At 42.0% G+C, this 18,337-nt stretch carries 11 protein-coding genes and 1 pseudogene; 3 read left to right on the top strand and 9 right to left on the bottom strand.

Features of this window, described 5'->3' with window-relative positions:
* Positions 1 to 30: 30 nt before the first annotated feature.
* Positions 31 to 2,340, top strand: coding sequence for an ATP-binding protein (locus tag QZ331_RS09460; protein WP_294629663.1), 2,310 nt, complete (start codon positions 31 to 33; stop codon positions 2,338 to 2,340).
* The gene (locus QZ331_RS09455; protein WP_294629662.1) at positions 2,333 to 3,649 is read left to right on the top strand and encodes a sigma-54 dependent transcriptional regulator; all 1,317 of its coding nucleotides are present in this window, start codon (positions 2,333 to 2,335) and stop codon (positions 3,647 to 3,649) included. The genes QZ331_RS09460 and QZ331_RS09455 overlap by 8 nt, the downstream gene beginning before the upstream one ends.
* A 237-nt stretch (positions 3,650 to 3,886) precedes the next feature.
* Here QZ331_RS09455 and QZ331_RS09450 read toward each other — a convergent pair whose 3' ends face one another.
* The 7 genes and pseudogenes from QZ331_RS09450 to QZ331_RS09420 form a co-directional block, all read right to left on the bottom strand.
* Entirely contained in the window at positions 3,887 to 5,404 is a 1,518-nt protein-coding gene (locus QZ331_RS09450) for an ATP-binding protein (RefSeq protein ID WP_294629661.1), read from the bottom strand.
* Between the two features lie 42 nt (positions 5,405 to 5,446).
* Positions 5,447 to 6,052, bottom strand: coding sequence for a hypothetical protein (locus QZ331_RS09445; protein ID WP_294629660.1), 606 nt, complete (start codon positions 6,050 to 6,052; stop codon positions 5,447 to 5,449).
* Entirely contained in the window at positions 6,052 to 7,209 is a 1,158-nt protein-coding gene (locus QZ331_RS09440; RefSeq protein WP_294629659.1) for a DUF262 domain-containing protein, read from the bottom strand. The genes QZ331_RS09445 and QZ331_RS09440 overlap by 1 nt, the downstream gene beginning before the upstream one ends.
* Positions 7,210 to 7,223: 14 nt before the next feature.
* Complete coding sequence (locus QZ331_RS09435) at positions 7,224 to 9,644, bottom strand: N-6 DNA methylase (RefSeq protein WP_294629658.1); 2,421 nt, start codon at positions 9,642 to 9,644, stop codon at positions 7,224 to 7,226.
* Positions 9,645 to 9,646: 2 nt separating this feature from the next.
* A complete protein-coding gene (locus QZ331_RS09430; protein ID WP_294629657.1) occupies positions 9,647 to 9,859 on the bottom strand; it encodes a helix-turn-helix transcriptional regulator in 213 nt (70 codons plus the stop codon).
* Between the two features lie 588 nt (positions 9,860 to 10,447).
* Positions 10,448 to 11,083: pseudogene (locus tag QZ331_RS09425) on the bottom strand (TIGR02757 family protein); the annotation flags it as partial.
* Between the two features lie 10 nt (positions 11,084 to 11,093).
* Complete coding sequence (locus tag QZ331_RS09420) at positions 11,094 to 11,945, bottom strand: urea transporter (protein WP_294629655.1); 852 nt, start codon at positions 11,943 to 11,945, stop codon at positions 11,094 to 11,096.
* An 804-nt stretch (positions 11,946 to 12,749) separates the two neighbouring features.
* Here QZ331_RS09420 and QZ331_RS09415 point away from each other — a divergent pair.
* Entirely contained in the window at positions 12,750 to 13,529 is a 780-nt protein-coding gene (locus QZ331_RS09415; RefSeq protein WP_294629654.1) for an SDR family NAD(P)-dependent oxidoreductase, read from the top strand.
* A 358-nt stretch (positions 13,530 to 13,887) separates the two neighbouring features.
* Here the strand turns inward: QZ331_RS09415 and QZ331_RS09410 are convergent, their stop codons facing one another.
* Both QZ331_RS09410 and QZ331_RS09405 read right to left on the bottom strand, forming a co-directional pair.
* A complete protein-coding gene (locus QZ331_RS09410) occupies positions 13,888 to 14,922 on the bottom strand; it encodes a YeiH family protein (RefSeq protein ID WP_294629653.1) in 1,035 nt (344 codons plus the stop codon).
* Positions 14,923 to 15,289: 367 nt separating this feature from the next.
* Positions 15,290 to 18,118, bottom strand: coding sequence for a two-component regulator propeller domain-containing protein (locus tag QZ331_RS09405; protein ID WP_294629652.1), 2,829 nt, complete (start codon positions 18,116 to 18,118; stop codon positions 15,290 to 15,292).
* Positions 18,119 to 18,337 lie beyond the last annotated feature (219 nt).

Below are 18,337 nucleotides of genomic sequence, written 5' to 3'. Positions count from 1 at the left end.
TTGTTTCAATATATCAGTCAAAAACATATAATGAAACATATTCAACAAATAGTTGCATCTGGTTATTGGCTGATTATATTGTTAATAGGTTGCATCGTTTATACTTGGCATCATGAATGGCAGGAAATAGAAAATTTGGAATCAGACAACCGACAGATTGACGAGTTACGGAAAGAGATAAACGATGTGCATATTCAACTAATAGAGTTTTCCCTATTGGGTGAAACAATATTGGAATGGGATGATGAAGAGTTGGAACATTACCATACCCAACGTATGGCAGTAGATAGCATGTTATTCCGTTTCAAATCTATCTATCCGGAAGAGCGTATCGACAGCGTGAGCTATCTTCTTGAAGACAAAGAACGGCAGATGCGCGGTATAGTTAAACTACTTGATGAACAGCAAGTACTTAATGAGAAAATTGCTCGTCAACTACCTGTAATCGTGCAGAAAAGCGTACAGGAACAGCCCAAGAAACCGAAACGGAAAGGATTCTTGGGCATCTTTGGTAAAAAAGAGGAAGCAAAACCTACCATAACCACCACGATGCTCCGTTCCTTTAACCGAAATATGATAACCGAACAACAGGATCAAAACCGTCGTTTGTCTGAATACGCAGATAGCCTTGCTGTACGAAACGCAGAACTGAATAGGCAACTGCAAGGACTGATTATTCAAATAGATGGAAAAGTTCAAGCTGACTTACAGAAACGAGAAGCGGAAATAGCCTTCATGCGGGAACGGTCGTTCATTCAGATTGGGGGCTTGACAGGGTTCGTTATACTGATATTGGTCATTTCTTATATCATCATCCATCGAAATGCCAACCGCATCAAGCGATACAAACAAGAAACCGCAGATTTAATCGGGCGACTGCAACAAGTGGCAAAGCGAAACGAGGCACTGCTAGCCTCTCGCAAGAAAGCGGTACATACTATCACCCATGAGTTACGCACACCGCTGACGGCAATAATGGGTTATGCCAGACTGGTGGAAAAAGAGAATGACATAGAACGAATTAGGCGTTATATCTGTAATATCCAAGAATCTTCCGACCGTATGCGCGAAATGCTCAATACCCTGCTTGACTTTTTCCGTCTGGATAACGGCAAGGAGCAGCCTAATTTCTCCCCTTGCCGGATTTCAGCAATCACGCACATTCTTGAAACGGAGTTTACGCCCATCGCCATGAACAAGGGGCTGGCTCTTACCATAACCAATCAAACGGATACGGTTGTCTTGACCGATAAGGAACGTATCCTGCAAATCGGCAACAACCTGCTGTCCAACGCCATCAAGTTCACGGACAACGGTGGCGTTTCTCTGACAACGGACTACGACAACGGTGTCCTGAAACTTATCGTCGAAGATACGGGTACGGGAATGACCAACGAGGAACAGCAACGCGTGTTCGGTGCGTTTGAGCGTCTGGCAAACGCCGCCGCAAAAGACGGCTTCGGACTGGGACTTTCCATCGTTCAGCGTATCGTGTCAATGCTCGGCGGCACGATACGGCTGGAGAGCGAGAAAGGCAAAGGTAGCCGTTTTACGGTGGAAATACCCATGCAGACAGCCGAAGAACTGCCGGAACAAATAAATCAAACACGGATTTATCATAACCATAGATTCCACGATGTGATAGCCATCGACAATGACGAGGTATTGCTCCTGATGCTGAAAGAAATGTATGCACAGGAAGGGACACACTGCGACACCTGCACCGATGCTGCGGAACTGATGGAACTGATACGAAAAAAGGAATACAGCCTGCTTCTGACGGATCTGAACATGCCGGAAATTAACGGCTTCGAGCTGTTGGAGCTGCTACGTACCTCCAACGTTGGCAATTCAAAGACTATCCCGGTAGTCGTGACAACCGCTTCGGGCAGTTGCAGCAAGGAGGAACTTATGGAACGTGGTTTCTCCGGTTGCCTGCTCAAACCGTTCTCCATATCGGAACTGATGGAGGTTTCAGACAAATGCGCCATGAAAGGCAACCGGAATGAAAAGCCGGATTTCACCTCCCTGCTGTCCTACGGCAATGAAGCCGTCATGTTGGAGAAACTGATAACGGAAACCGAAAAGGAAATGCAGGCAATCAGGGAAACGGGTCTAAAGAAAGACCTTCAGGAACTGGACGCACTTACACACCACCTGCGCAGCTCGTGGGAGATACTCCGTGCCGACCAGCCGTTAAGGGAACTTTATAAACTGCTTCATAGCGATGGCACGCCTGACGATAAAACAATTGGCAATGCTGTAAAAGCTGTACTGGATAAGGGTTCGGAGATAATCCGGCTGGCAAAAGAAGAAAGGAGAAAATACGAAAATGGATAAGACAAAAATCATCGTGGTGGAGGACAACATCGTGTATTGCGAGTTTGTCTGCAACCTGCTGGCACGCGAGGGATTCCGCACCGTGCAGGCTTTCCACCTCTCGACCGCGAAGAAATATCTGCAACAAGCCGCAGACGGGGACATCGTGGTTTCCGACCTGCGCCTGCCCGACGGCAACGGTATCGACCTTTTGCGCTGGATGCGCAAGGAGGGCAGGATGCAGCCCTTTGTCATCATGACCGACTATGCCGAAGTGCATACGGCGGTGGAAAGCATGAAACTCGGCTCGCTGGACTACATACCCAAGCAGCTTGTGGAGGACAAACTCGTCCCTCTGCTACGGAACATATTGAAAGAACGCAGTGTTGGACGGAGCCGTATGCCCGTCTTTGCCCGTGACGGTTCCGCCTTCCGGAAAATTATGCACCGGATAAGGCTGGTAGCGCCCACCGATATGAGTGTACTGATCTTCGGAGAGAACGGCACGGGCAAGGAGCATATCGCCCACCATCTGCACGAAAAGAGCAAACGCTCCGGCAAGCCGTTTGTGGCTGTGGATTGCGGTTCGCTCACCAAAGAACTTGCGCCTTCGGCATTCTTCGGACACGTCAGAGGGGCGTTTACGGGTGCGGACAGCACAAAGAAAGGTTATTTTCATGAGGCGGAAGGCGGCACGCTGTTCTTGGACGAGGTGGGCAACCTCGCACCGGAAACCCAGCAGATGCTACTCCGCGCCATACAGGAACGGAGATACCGTCCTGTTGGCGACAAGTCTGACCGTAGTTTCAATGTCCGCATCATCGCCGCCACCAACGAGGATCTGGAGACGGCGGTCAATGAAAAGCGTTTCCGGCAGGACTTGTTGTACCGTCTGCACGACTTCGAGATAACCGTCCCGCCGTTGCGCGACTGTCAGGAGGACATCATGCCTTTGGCAGAGTTCTTCCGTGAAATTGCGAACCGGGAACTGGAATGCGATGTCATCGGTTTTGACGGGGAAGCCCGCAAGACATTGCTGACCCATGCGTGGCCGGGCAATGTCCGCGAGCTTCGTCAGAAAATCATGGGCGCGGTGTTGCAGGCACAGACGGGTCTTGTCACGAAAGAGCATCTGGAACTTGCCGTGACGAGGGCGACCTCACCTGTCAGCTTCGCCCTGCGCAGCGATGCGGAAGACAAGGAGCGTGTCTTACGCGCGTTGAAGCAGGCGAACGGGAACCGCAAGGTTGCCGCCGAACTGCTCGGGATAGGACGTACGACGCTGTACAACAAACTGGAAGAATATGGATTGAAGTATAAATTCAGGTAATCATAACTGATAATCATTGGATATAGGCTATTATGAATGCTCAATTTTACAAGTTATTCGGTATTGATGAAAAGGATCAACAGCATATATTGGAAATTTTAGCTTAAAAGAGAGAAATTCAGTAAATGTCTTAAAAATCCGATAGACATAGACCCCCAAAATACTGACTATAAAATTTCGCATCGAAATGAGGTTGCCATTCCGATGCGGTTATATTACGTTACGACTGTAATGATTCTATTTGACATTATTCGTTAGCCATTCCTTAGCCACTTCTGTTAGTCGGTATTGTTGTTTGGGGTGCTTCGGTTGATTTGGATAAAGCCGTTCAATCAATCCTTCTTGCAATGCTGGGGTAATATATCTCTCACGAAAATACTTTAGGTCTTTAATATCGCATACATCCGCCATATTCCTCATTGTCATGTAAGAATCTTCCATTTTTTGAATGAGGAATTCCACTTGAGGGGTACTTGAGGGGTGCTTAGGGGGTACTTGAGGGGTGCTTAGGGGGTATTTGCCCTCCTCTGTTATCTTTTTGTCCTCTTTATCATTCTCTATGATATCGGATTTGAAATCAGGTCGTTTGAATGTGATAGTAACGAAACCTCCATCCGAAGACCATGTGGGAGTTTCCACACCTTGCGCTTGGCAAGCATCCATGATACGCCTTGCACCGCTACCCCAGTTTTCCAGATAAGTCATTCGATAAAGTGCTTCCGCCACTTTCAAGTTATGAGGGAATGACTCGTGAGGATCTTTTATGTTTTCAGGTGTTATCTGAGGTGGAAATATGCCTGGACTTGCAATCTCTATACGATCATCATAAATTGCAAGACTGATAGTCAGATTATGCCTCTCCCAATGACGGTGGCAAAGGGCATTGATAAGAGCCTCGCGCAACGCATGATAAGGCACTTCAAGATGTTCCTCCCGTTCCAAACTATGATTGGTGATTCTACCGCTAAGAGATAGATGCTTGAAACAAAATGATACTCCAGCATCTAAAAGTTGAAAGAGGTTACCTTCGGCACGTTGATTATCACGGAACATATTTTTATTCGTACCTACAAACCGTGCCATTCTTAACGTGAACTGCGGATATTCGTCTATGTTATTAGAAAAGAGCAAGACCGCCCCATTTGTCGGCACGCCATTCTTAAGCAACTTCCATTTTGATAAAATATCTCCTATCGGCTCATACAATGCAGATTCCGGAATGCGCCCGCCATCAATACCTCGACGGATGCAATTACGAATCAGGTCTTCATCAAGGTCTGCCAATACTACACCGTCAGCAGCCAACCTTTCCCACGCATACAACTGAGGTTGATGCGCACGGATACGCTCGTCATACATATCTTGTGGCATCACTTTCGTGGTGCTCTCAACTTTGTAATAGGGGCAACCGTGGAATGTATGCGGACGCTCGCCCCATACCCAACCATCAAAGTGCATGGCTATAACTTTGTTTCTCGGATATTCCGGTACATCAACATACGCTACTCGCACATCTACAGCAGGTTCCAACCCAGCCAAAGCCTGAGCTATTTCCTGCTGTGTCTTATCTGTTACCTCCTGTCCAATTATCTTTAACGACTTGGGAGCAACACCAAAAATCAACCAACCACCTTCTGTATTAAGGAATGCACACGCTGAGTGCATTCCATCTTTTAGTTCACCAGTAGTCTTCTTCAACTCCAAAGTCCGTGACTCATCAGAAGCTATCAGTTTCTTTATATCGTCAATTGTCATAAAATTATCTTTATATAGAAATCAACTTTGTTTATTGAGTCATTATTCTGAAAGATTTTTATTTATTGTATCCAAAACAACGAAAAGATATATCAGATTACTATATAATAAAATACAATCGTTATCAAATCTATTAAAATCCCAATCTTCAGACCATTCGTACATGAATTTCTTTATTGTTTCAATGGAAAGAGTTTCAATTATATCGGAATCTTTAAAATTGATTTTATCTAATTCATGAGCTAGCTTGTTACGCATAGATATAAACTTCAATATACAATCATGGAAAGGGAATTCCAAACTTGTTTTTTGAACTGATGCAATATTAATATTAAGTGGGCTTACAACATGTTCCTTTTTATCAAACTTAATAACTTTATTCAGTTTTAATGATTTAAACATTTCGTTATCATCATATTTTCGAACTGAATTTAGCGATAAACATTCACGATCAATATCATAAAAAATTTCATTTCCTACGGTACATCCATACATAAAATATAGTTTACTTTTATGGCGATGTTCGGTAATTGAAATGAAGTCTTGAAATGATCTAATAATGATTTTCTCCAATTTAGCAAAATTGGAAATAAACTGAACCATTAAAACCGATTTGTATTGCAGTATAATATGCTCTTTCACATCCATTATTCAGATAAAATCGTTTTTACTCGTGATAGTCTTAAATTTACATTGCTGGTGGTAGCTGGAGATTTCTCTAGAGATTTAGATATCACTTCATCACTAATGATGTTTTCCATTTTAGACATTAAAAGATCTTCTTGTTTATAAAACGGAATACACGAATTAATGATGTAATCAATGCCATCGATTTTAAGATATTTCTTTTTTAATTGAAATGTTAAATTTAGGATATGCATTACCTGTTCTTCTAAAAGGCTAATAGACTTATCCTGAGCTTTTTGTAGAACATAATTTATCATATCCCTAGGTCGAGAATTATAATTTCGCACTATGCTTTCATTCAAATCTGATTGAATACAGAAAGCAATACTTGAATAAAATCTACCATAATCATCGTACCTTTTTATGTCATTAGGTGTAAAAACGCTCTCATATTCCTCCTTCTGCTCTTTATTTTCAGAAAGAGTGTATGAAGATACGAATTTATCAATTATAAGCAATAACTCAGAACGATAAATTGCTTTTCTAATTTCATTCACTTTAAGTTTTTCTGCCCCTTTATTTAGCCTTGAAAAAATATCATATTTAGTAAATTCTGGTGAATTTGCTGTGATGACATAGATGTCTAATACAGAAGAAAGCATTTCAGAAGTCATGTCAGGGTATTCATCTCTAATATCCGAATATAATTTCCCCCCAAACCAATCTTTATAGTATTCTAATGCTTTTTTTGTCAGTTGATATTGGTTTGTTAAGAACTTATTAATCGCAGTTAAACGCTGCTTGCCATCAACGACTTCATATGTACTATCTTCTAATATATCCGCACCTGGTATTTCAACAACATAAATTGGAGGCACTATAATCCCCATGTAAAGAGATTCTATGAATGCAGTATTCTTATCATTTTGCCAAATTTCATTTCGTTGATAATCTGGCGATAGTTTCAATCGTTGAGTCTTTATTTTTTGGTAAATCTCCTGAATAGACCATGTCTGTTTTACTATTTTGGTCTTCTTTAATAATTCGCGTTTTTCTTCAGATGTTGGACTCTGCTCAATATCAACATCGGTTTCAACTATTCGCTGATTTTCTGCAAATTGAGTGTCCTCAGATTCTGTATCATTTTGTACAAAAAAATTATTTCCTATATTATTCATTTTGGATAGTGGCATTATAATAATTTACTATATGGTCTTGTTTTTATAAAGTTTTCCATGTATTCCCAATCGGGAGTATTACTTTTGGTTACAGGAAGTTTAATTCGAGAACTAGGCATCCGAGCAGGACGCCATTTCCTTCCATATGTCCATCTGTATTTATCTAATTCAATCACAGTACATAAAAACATTGCAATAAATGGTGTTAATTTATGATTTTTCAGATAAAGTGGATTTACATCATGAGTACATGTATATGGAATTGGTTGATAGAATGCAAATCCTATAGACCCATTATTCGATACAGTTATACTATTGGGGTTAAAAATCTTATGTGATATAGGAGCATTTTTTTCATCGCCTGTTTTCGATGTTGATTCAATAATTTCTTCATCACATAAAGACGTAATGCCATTATTTGTATCAGTTGCCCCAATAAATGGAATGTTTCCATTTGGTACATTATCAGGTTTTTTATTATAAAATCCCTTCTTAATATGAAATATCTCATCATATCGGAAGTATCTCCATTTTGATGTATCGATGGACAATTTGTCATCATTAACAACAGGTGACAAGTCACAATTAGGTATTGGAAGTTGATATGTAATTTTATGAGCGCAAAATAACCGAATCTTGGAGTCAAAGTTTTCAACATTTAATGTAGAATAGTCTGTTTCCATATACGCTTCTGCACACCATTCATCAGTTCCTACAACTTCTTTTCTAACAGAAAGACCTGGGATTTCATCAAAATTTCTATAGGCAGACAATAGACGTTCTTTGAGTCCTGCATACTTATGTTTTAAATCAATTCGACCTATATGTTTTCGTTTCAAAAATCCATCATTTTTAAAATATCCAAACCAAGTTTTACGACCAATATTAGGTTTGTTAGCCTCAAAAACCATAATGCAGGTTACAACTCCAACCGGATAAAACAAGTCATCAGGCATTGATATGACAGCCTTAAGATGATGCTTAGCTAAAAGCCGCTCTTTGACAACAATAAGTTCACTTTCGTTTTTTGTTGCACAACTCATTTGCACAATAGCTACAACACGACCATTAGTCTGTGGGTTGAGAGTAGACAAAGAATGTTCTATAAACTCCAACTGTCCTGCGGTCCCAACATCATAAGGCGGATTTAAAAAAGAAATAGTGGGCTTATGATTTTCAGAAATACTTCTAGCATAGTTGAAACAACTGCCATTATAGATATTTGACTTACCATCTCCTCTAAATCGCATACTTGAACATGCATAAGAAAAAATATCAGAACGAAGTTCACATCCACAAAGCTGATGTTTTCTTATGTGTTCGCGTAATTTTATATTATTACCAGCTAGTTTGAACATTCGTTGCATTGCAGCAACAAGAAATCCACCAGTACCACAGCAGGGGTCATAAACAATATCATGAACACTAAGATCTCCGAGGTCACAAAACAATTCTGTGATATGTGCTGGAGTAAGGACAAGACCTGACTTCTGTTCACTTGCAGCATATCGTATAAATTCTATATAAAAGCGCCCAAGAACATCGTAGCCAATATTAGAATGACTAATCAGTGGATATACATATTTTCGCAGATAAGTAATAAATTCTTTAAGGACACTCAAAGAATAATCTTCCTTCTTCGATATTTTATTCTTGATGAGGGCTTGTGTAAAAATCGGTTCGTTTAGAATCGATTCAAACTCTCTCATAAGAACAGTTTTGTTACGAACCATATCTGCTTCTGCATCGAATACAAAATCAATTGCAGCAAGAAGCGATTGTCCTAATAATACTGTAGTTTCCTCTGATTCATACTCATTTTGGAATTTCTGACTGATTAAAGCTAAAAGCATTGCACTTATTATCGTGCATCGCTTATATTCGGGAATAGTGTAATTGTTAAATTCTTCATTGAGATATTGAGCTTTATAAGCAATGTCCCTAGTATAAAAATCACTGATAAAGAATTGGTCGTCAAAAACTTGAATGTAATCATCAATAGCAAGAAGTTTGGAGTCACTAATAGGTGAGAAATTATCAGCCTCCTTTTTCCAGTAAAAATGATTTACCTTTAATTCTGTATCATTTTGACCACTTACAGCAATCGCGATAACATTAAAATCAGCAGATAAGGCTTTGGCATAATGCAATGCCCCATCGACTGCGTATTTAACAGGTTCATTAAGAGTGGCACTGCAATGGTCAGAGACCTTTGCTTTACATTCTATAACAATAATATAACTACTATTAGTTGGGAAAGAAAGGATAAATTCGGGATAACCGTTTCCTTTTCCATTCCCTTTAGATTCACCTTTAAGCAAATCCTGTATACGTTTACTTGAAGAACGTTGCTCCTCCCATTTTATAGAAGTAAAGAGAGCATCGTCTTTGAAGTGACTTCTTACTATATCTTCTGTTATACGTTCATTTGCCATAATCAATCGTTATTACCGCCATTAATAAGTTGACGAGGGTCTAGATTCAAAAGTTCTGCAATTTTCACAAGCATATCAAGAGAGGGTTGCATCTTGTTGGAACACCATCGTGAAACGGTTGCTTCGTTCTTACCAACCTGTTCCGCTAACCATTTTCCAGTCTTTCCATTCTCAACTAATACAACTTTTAACCTATTTATTTTTTGTGATTCCATATGTCTTAATTTGCTTGTTAATTACAACACTTTGATTTACTATGCAAATTTAACGATATTATCTGAAAATACTACATTGAATTTCAGAAAAGTGGATAAAATTACAGGAAGTAACTTGTTGCCATATAAACCATATCAATAGATTTGGAATAACAAGCAATAATAAAAGTCTAGAAGCATGATGATTTATCAAACTTATTTTCTACCTTTGCACTTGGAAACCTTCACGTAATCTTGCGCAGAACACAGCAAGTCAATAGTGGAGCAATCGGAGGAGATTATTGTTTAGTATCTTTCAAAAAGCAATGATATTCAACCACTTGAAGATTAATCACGATTCCTGGTGGCACCACTTTTAAAGAAAGAAAAACGATGTAAATCCCTGAATTTCAAAGAAATTCGGGATTTTTTCCAAGAATAGGCAAAATTAGTGGGATTACCGTTTCCGGTATTCCAATCGGTGGAGCAAGAAAGGTGGAGCGTGAATCTCCACCAAACAAGTTTACTTCTCTCTAATTAAATCTCTCCATTCACCCCCAATCCGAACAGTGCAAAATCGCCCAAACAAGGGTCATCCGGAAAGACTTCGGCCAATGCAGCCGTTATCTGACGGGCATTTTTCAAAGAAAAGGTTTCCGTATCTGTCAACTTGAAATGACGGGCTACCCGACATACGTGCGTATCCAAAGGCACAATCAGTTCCTTGCGCTCAAAACTCTCCCAAATTCCGAAATCAACTGCCGAGTCCCGACGGACCATCCAACGTAAAAACATATTGAGCTTCTTCTGGGGACTCTTGGCGGATACCTCAAGGAAGGAACATAACTTTTCCATAGGTATCCCGGAGTAAATATTCAGAGCCTCTTCAAGACTTTCAAACCGGGTATAGGCAGTATATAGCCGTTGGAAATACCCATAAAAATCAGCATACGACAACATACGGTAAAAGCTGCGGGTTACTCCCGAAGGGAAGTCAGCCTCCCACCGACGGGACAACACATACTGATAAGGCGATGTTCCCATCAGTTTGTGCAACTCGTCTGCTTTCTTCAATATCTGTTTGCGGTTGCCGAAACTCATTATGGCGGTGAGCAAGCCACTGATTTCAATATCCTGTTTCAGTGTGTAACGATGAGGAAACTGTACGGGGTCGGTTGCTATAAAGTCTGCGCAATGATAAATCTCCGCACATATCAGAAGTTTATTCTTTACATCTTCGGTCATACTGAAAAGTTTATTTTCTATTCCACAATCTTTGCGATACCAGTGTCAGCCATACGGAAAGAACAAACGGGGCAGTCAATGTGGTGAGTCCTAATTTCATGCCAGCCATTTGAAGCAATACGGACAAGAGGACGGAAAATACTGCATACACTTCTCCTTTGCTGGTTTTGTCGCCTAAGGCGATAGCGCACAATACGCCATTATAACCCATCAATCCTGCATTGATAGCAGATAAACCGACACCGGACCATATAGCCACAGGAATCGGCAACAAAGCTCCCAAGATTGCATAAAAGCCGTCCACGCGTGAATTGACGAATATCCCCGCTAAAAAGAACAGCCCCGACAAGGGGGTAGCTCCCTGAAACATTACCTGACCGATATTCAGGCAAAACGCCTTGAGACAAGCGAGACTCTGCCCGCCGGAAGTGACTTCGGAAAGTAGCAGCAAGGAAGGAAAAACAAATTTGCAAACAGCCAATAGTATCCATACAGTCAGAATAAAAGGAGCCGTAAATCCGGAAAGGTATTTCTGCAAACTGAAAAGGCGGGCAATCCAAGTGGACAGACAAGAACCGACAGCCAGCAGGCATAGGGATAAGAACCCAACGGGCATGAAAACACCAACCGCTATTCCGACTAACGTACCGTTGAACCCGTACAACCCGTTATTGATATCTTCGCGACTATAACCAGAAAGGTAAGCTGTGAACGTAGCAATCAGATTGCCGGCAACAGCCAATAGAGCCATCTGCCACGAATTCAACAAAATTCCCACCAACATCAACGCCCCCGAAAATGCATTGTTCTGAAACATTACCTGCCCTATCCCTCGCCCCAACACAAGCAAAATTTGATTCATGGTCTTCTTCCTTCTTTACTGATTGTTCAACTATTATTGCGTATGCAAAAGTATGCATATTTTATTGATATAAATAAACGATGCATGGAAAATAGCTGTCGGATAAGTTAAAAAAGGACTGAAAAGCACAAGGAAGAAGGAAGGATATTTTATGAATAAGCAATCATAAAGGTATAAAAACAAAAAATGGCTACTCATCACGAGCAACCAATCTTTTGTTAACCTTAAATCTAATACTTATGAAAAAAACACATTACAAAGGTACTAACTTCCACATAAATAGCAAATTTCAACCTCCAAACAGACAATAATATAACACGGTTTAATATTCTCGGAATAGCATTAACACTTTAGAGTTCTCGCGTTAACATTTAACATATTCCTTCACAATTACCGTTTATCAGACACAACTTGATGTCCACCCGGCAGAAGGAACTGCCGCCCCAAAGTCAGGGCATAAAAAAAGGCTATCTATCCCAGACAGCCAATCTTTTTTGTTAACCTTAAATCTAATACTATGAAAAACACATTGCAAAGATACGGACTTTCCGGTTATCTCCAAATTTTTCGAGCAAAGCGGCGAATCTTATAACATGGTTTAATAGAATCGGAATCCAATTAACATATTATCCGGAGGGCGTTAACATTTAACAGTTTTCTTAAATATATGGAAGAGTAAAGCGAAGAGTTATGCAAAAGTTTCAAACCGATTATCGAATTCTATTAAAGAACGTATATGCTACGCAACAAATCGCCCGGTTGTTTGTTTCAGACAGAAGGTAACCATTAAAATTATCATCCAATATGAATAGATTTGAAAATAAGGTAGTCATCATCACCGGTGCTGCCGGCGGCATTGGCGAAGCAACCACACGCCGCATTGTTTCCGAAGGCGGCAAAGTAGTCATTGCCGACCATTCGAAGGAGAAAGCCGAACAACTTGCCGCCGAACTTATTCAGGCGGGAGCCGATGTACGTCCCATTTATTTCTCCGCCACCGAACTGCAAAGTTGTAAAGAACTGGTGGATTTTACAATGAAAGAGTATGGACAGATAGACATACTGATAAACAACGTGGGCGGAACGAACCTGAAACGTGACTTAGGTATCGAGAAACTGGATATCGACTACTTCGACGAGGTGTTTCATCTGAATCTCTGCTGCACCATGTATCTTTCGCAGCAGGTGATTCCCATCATGGTGGCAAACGGCGGAGGAAATATCGTAAACGTTGCCTCCATCGGCGGCATAACAGCCGACGCCAACGGAACGCTATACGGAGCCAGCAAGGCAGGCGTCATCAATCTGACGAAATATATCGCCACCCAACTGGGCAAAAAGAATATCCGTTGCAACGCCGTAGCGCCCGGACTGGTACTCACTCCTGCCGCCGTGAATAATCTGAACGAAGATGTACGCAACATCTTTTTGGGGCAATGTGCCACTCCTTACTTGGGTGAGCCGGAAGACGTGGCAGCAACGATTGCATTCTTGGCGTCGAATGATGCACGTTACATCACCGGACAAACGATTGTCGTAGACGGCGGACTGACTGCACATAATCCGACGGTGGACTTATCGTAATGAACCACGTATTCACCACAGAGTAGCACAGAGTCTCACGGAGTTTTTGTATTCTACGATTATCCTTATCTTCCCGCCATCTGCCATAGGGCGGATTTTCAGTCTCATATTCAACGTGTTACAGCACATATAGATGCTGCGTGCAGGACATATAGATGCTGGACATTGGATATATAGATGCTGGAGACAGGAGATATATGCGGTGAAAACAGGAGATATATACGCTGTAAATCAGCACATTTAGAAAGGAAAAACAGGAGATATTTTTTCTCTTATCACCAACGTTATCAACCAGTTACAATTTCCTTATAGAAAGAAAAACTCCGTGAGACTCTGTCCTACTCTGTGGTGAATCCTTTTACATCAGATAAGGAGTGAGATACTTCACCAAGAAATAGCCGCCCACTACCAGCCAAATAAAAAGAAGAAGTGCCAGGATAAAAGGTTTTGCCCCCGCTTTTCTGAACTTGTCGATACTCGTCTCCGTTCCAAGTGCAGTCATCGCCATCGTCAGCAGGAAAGTATCGAATGTGTTGATACCCGCAACCAACTGCGCCGGTAACAAATCCAGAGAATTGAAAGCAATCGCTCCCATAAAACCGATTGCAAACCACGGAATGGCAATCTTCTGAAATTTCCGTCCGTCCCGTACCTGTCGCTTCCGCGCTCTTGCCACCATGTAAGTGGTTGTCAGCAGTACCGGAACAAGCATCATCACCCGAATCATCTTCACGATAATTGCCGAGTCTGATATACCGTTTCCCATTGCGTCGCCCGCTCCCACCACGTGAGCCACCTCGTGGAGAGTAGCACCTGTATAGATTCCCATTTGGTCGGGAGTGAGTGCACCGATTCCATTCCGGTAAAGGAAAGGATATAAAAACATGGAAATCGTCCCGAAGATGACCACGGTAGAGACGGACACTGCCGTCTTGTAAGGCTTTGCCTTGATAGTCGATTCGGCACCGAGAATAGCGGCAGCTCCGCAGATACCGCTCCCGATGGAAGTGAGCAACGCAATGCCTCTGTCCATTTTCAGCAATTTGCCGAGATAGATACCGCCGCAAACCGTCGTCACCACAATAAGGCCATCAATCAGTACGGCAGGTAACCCGATGGCCAGCACGTCTTGAAAAGTCAACCTGAAACCATACAGAATGATACCGACACGCAGAATCTTCTTTGCGCAGAACTGTATGCCCGGCACCCAAGTCTCCGGAAGATGATTCCGCAAACTGTTTGCATAAAGCATACCCAAAACAATACCTACAATCATCGGACTGAAAGAAAGGCTTTTCACGAAAGACATCTCACCGATATAAAACGCCGCACAAGAGAACAGGGCTATCAGCAAGACACCGTGCAACATACTGCTTCTTTTTTCGTTGAACATAAATTACTCTGTTTTAGTGATACTGAAATGATACTCTACAAAGAAAACCATTTCCAATGAAATTGGTTCACAGTATTTTATTATAGCCGATAATCTCCGGTTATAACAGAATGTAACGAAAAAAACGGCACTCCGATTCACATCGCAGCACCGTCACAACACAAACACAAAATAAAACACGACAAAACTACTATGCAATCTTCCTGTTATGCCGAGGAGGCATATTTTGCTTGGCTTATCTATATTCACATACCCATAAGCAGCTTTATCAGGCAATTTGCATAATCAATAACGAACTGCCCGGACTTTTGTTCACGCAAAATCCGGAGAAATGAGATAAAAACGGGATTTTAACAAAAAGCAGCAATTACCCTTTCCTGTTCTCCTCCTTAAACCGTGTAGGCGTCACCCCTTTCACCTGCTTAAACGAGGTGCTGAAATAGCGGGGATAGGAGAAACCTACCTCGTAGGATATTTCGTTGATATTCATATTGGTATTGGTAAGCAGATAAACCGACTTCTCTATACGCAACCGGTTGATGTAGTCGTTCACTCCCATCCCGGTCAACAACTTCACCTTATTATATAAAGAAGCTCTGCTCATAGCCATCCTGTCGGTAAGGAACTTGATGGAAAGTTCGCCGCCTGCCATATTCTCATTGATAAGCGTATTGAGCTTATTGATGAATTCCTCGTCTTCCTTGCTGTTTTGTTTGGTAAGTTGCTGCTCCGTTTCCTCCACCGGATGTCCGTCGTTCACCTCTTCGGCCGGGTGTTTTTCGCTTCTGCTTCGGAGCACATCGTTCAAGACGGCTTGCAGGAAATGGTTTACATTGCCTTTCAGATGACGTTCTTTCCGACGGAAATTAACGTAAACAATGCTTGCCGTCGCCACAATAAGCAACATAGCGGCGATACCGGCAAACCAGTCAGTCTTATACCAGGGGGGAGTTACGACAATGGTTATCAGTTGCTCCGCCGGAGTCTGATTCCCGTCTTTCGTATTACACGATACCCATATCGCATAACTGCCAGCCGACAGAGAAGACAAGTTCAACACAGGCTCATAGGTTTCAATCAACTGCTTCCCTCTGCCTTCGATGGTATATTGCAACAGATATTTCTGAAACACATCTCTATTACTCAACCGGAAATGCACTGAAAGCGAACTGTAATTCCACGGAATCTCCAACGTATTCTCCTTTACCCTTTTCAGTGCCGGACTGCCGTTCAACAGGATTTCGGACAGGTATATTTCCGGGCTCTGTGTCTCGGCAGAGGGAATGTCCGCGTTTATTTTGACCAACCCTTCGGAACCGCCCAAGTAAATATAATCTTTAGCAGACTGCTTCTGGTAGGCAAACAGAATTTCGTTGGACGGAAAACCGTCGGAAGCATTCCAAAGTGTGAATCTGTTTTCCTTAATGACATACGAATAGAGGTGATTGTGAGCACAAATCCACAAACGCCCCTTTCGGTCGGCAATCAGAAAGGAGATACTATTAAATAATTTAGTATGGATGCGGTGATATTTCCGGCTCTCCAAATCGAAGAATCCAAGTCCTTTGTTGGTACTGGTCCATATCATTCGGTTGTTGTCGTAGGACATGGAGGTAATCTCCTCGTCTTTTTCCAACTCAAACAGCAGCCGTATGCTGTCGCTCCGCTGCTCTACGCAAAAAGCCCGGTTGGCACACTTCAACAGAGAAAATTCATCATTGGAGTAAGAGAGACAAAGCGCATCGTTCGAGAAATCATACGCACGGTCTGTATGCATCTTCGAGAATGTGTGCGTATTCGTGTGATACACATAAGCCTCGCGGCTGATGATATATATCTTATCGTCGGCCACCTGATTTGCCAAAGGAAGATAACCGTAAAAACATTCTTTCTTATTGGTCTCTTCGTCAACAATGATGAAGGGGCGGTATTGCTGCGTTTTCTTGTTGAACAGAAAAATGCCTTTTGTATATAGAGACACCATCAGCTCGGTATCCGACACTTCGGCAATGGAAACAACCTTGTCGCCGTAGGTGGAAGGATAATGAATGAACTTGTCGGTAGAAGGGTCATACAGGTTGATACCTCCCCCGTCAGTCCCAATCCACACCTTTCCGTCCTTTTGTTCATAAAGGCTGACGATGGATTTTTCGCTAAGTCCATGCGTATCGTTCAAAATTGCGTCCTTATAGGTCTTTATATACGTTTCCTTGATACCGAAGATGCCTCCGCGCACGCTTCCTGCCCACAAATTCTCTTTTCTATCCTTATATAATAAGGTAATGGAGTTGACCGGTAGGGAAGAGTAATCGCCCACGATATGCTGTAATTGAGAAAACTGCAAAGTGGAAGGAGTAAACAGGCAGATTCCACCGCCGTCGGTTGCCAGCCACAGTTTGCCGTTGTGTTCGATAATATCAAGTACGTAATTGTTTTTTAGTCCGGAGTTTTCTTTGGTATAGTGCCTCAGCATTTTTCCGTTATGGTCGTAGCAATGAAAGCCGTCTCCATAGAAAGAAGCATAAATATGCCGGTCGGCCGTTACGTAGAGCGACGTCAGCAGGTTTTGATTGCTTGAGATGAAAGGAAGAAATTGACGTGTACGACAGTCATACAGATAGATGCCTTTCTTTCGGGTACCTATGAGAATCCTGTCCTTTTCCAGATAAATCAATTTCTGTACCCTATAATCTACCGGATTAACATTTTTGTCTCCTTTCTTTCCGACATCCACCAGCTTGAGTTCCTTGCTTGCATAGTCGTAACAATAAATTGCATTCTCGCCGCCAAACCACATTCCCCCTCCCACTTCGACCGAGGAATAAAAGATACAGGAGTTGACAGTACGGAAGCGGTCGTGTTCATCGTCGTAAAGCGCCAGCCCTTTGGAAGTCGCTATCCAGAAATTTCCCAAAGAGTCTTCTGCCAGGTGATAGATACAGTTGCCGGGCAAAGAAAGCGAATCGCCCGAATGGTGCAGATAAGTTTTTATCCCTTCCTGTGTATAACTGTTCAATCCGCTTTTGGTACCTATCCACAAAGTTCCTTTATGGTCAAGCAATACCGACTGGGCGGTGGCTTGAGAAAGTCCTTGTTCGATGGAAAGCTGGGTGAACGAATAGTTGACAGTATGCCCGATAGCAAACAGATTCAGCTCTGCCAATAGCAGTAATAGTATGATTAAGGCGCGACACATTGTATTTTCATTTTCTGCAAATATACTTTTTTTTCTTTTCCACTGACATCCGAACTTCGTTTTTTTCAGCAAGACTTCTTCAAAAAACAGGTGATTTTTTTTAAGAAAATGTTGTCAATAAGCCTTATTAGACAAGATTTGACTCGATTTATACGATTTTTGACCCTTGTGACAAGAAAATAAAATACGTTTGCAGCGTTATTTTTTTAAACCAATTTA

Origin of the sequence: uncultured Bacteroides sp., assembly GCF_910586915.1 — a bacterium.
Lineage (GTDB): Bacteria > Bacteroidota > Bacteroidia > Bacteroidales > Bacteroidaceae > Bacteroides.
The sequence above is the reverse complement of the archived record's forward strand: the minus strand, read 5'-3'. Positions and strand labels throughout refer to the sequence as shown.